This window comes from Enterobacter cloacae complex sp. P18RS (genome assembly GCF_014982105.1).
Classification (GTDB): Bacteria; Pseudomonadota; Gammaproteobacteria; order Enterobacterales; family Enterobacteriaceae; genus Enterobacter; species Enterobacter hormaechei_C.
Genome location: NZ_JADCKV010000050.1, coordinates 3,317 through 4,208 on the forward strand (window position 1 = coordinate 3,317; position 892 = coordinate 4,208).

At 43.2% G+C, this 892-nt stretch carries 1 protein-coding gene; it reads right to left on the reverse strand.

Features of this window, described 5'->3' with window-relative positions; translation table 11 throughout:
• Nucleotides 1-47 precede the first annotated feature (47 nt).
• The gene (locus INF61_RS22505; RefSeq protein ID WP_032647063.1) at nucleotides 48-482 is read right to left on the reverse strand and encodes a DUF3828 domain-containing protein; all 435 of its coding nucleotides are present in this window, start codon (nucleotides 480-482) and stop codon (nucleotides 48-50) included.
• Nucleotides 483-892: the final 410 nt, after the last annotated feature.

The following is an 892-nucleotide window of genomic DNA, read 5'->3' on the forward strand; positions in this document are numbered from 1 at the left end:
AGCGCCACCCGGCAACAAAGGCGGCTCCATTATTGTTAGCGGGGGAATCAATTATTATCCCGAGCGGCGACAGACTGAATTTTCCAGATCCCATCTTCTTTAACCATGCAATCAATGACTGTGTGCTGGGTCTTTTTGCCAAACGTGATATTCACGTTTACACAGACCGGGTCTGAATCATACGAATCAATAGCCACATTCTCAGCCCAGTCCTCGCCGATATATTGCGATTTCATAAAAAAATCAGCCTCGTAAAATTCAGCGTCGGCATAACGGGGATCGTCTGCATGACGTAATTTTTTCATGGTGCTGGCCGTAACGAACTTATCGATTTCATTTCCCTGTTGGATGGGATAACGATCGTTGTTCACTTGTTTGACGTACCAGCGATTGAATTCAAGGGCGCGCTGCATCGGTATCTGAAAATCTTCGGCCCCCAATGCGGCTGTGCTGAATAACGCAATTAAGATGAGCTTATTCATATTAATAATGCCTGTATAAGGTTATTCTGGCTGGAGTTGGCGATAGGTTGGCCCCTTCGATTTTAAGCCCTCCGGCTCGAATGGCGGCGGCGATTGCTCGAGCGCAATAGTGTCCAGTATGGGTTAGTGCGTGGCTACGGGCGTATGACACAGCTTCATGTTTATTCCATGACATAAAAAATCCTTATTAATGAAATGCAGCAATAAGGAAATATTATGCCGATAATATACGGTGTTTTGTAATTGATAATGACCTGATATTAACCATTATCTACTCAGTAAATAATGGTTAATAAAATCATAAATACCTATTATGGTTAATGCGTATCTGAGAAAGCGTCAGTAAAATGAATTTTTCTGCCTGACGATAACGCTGTTGTCGTTTTTAGGTTTTTCTCCCTCTCCCCGTG

Coding starts and splice junctions, on each gene's coding strand:
- INF61_RS22505 (WP_032647063.1), bottom strand. CDS start 482: ATGAATAAGCTCATCTTAATTGCGTTATTCAGCACAGCCGCATTGGGG.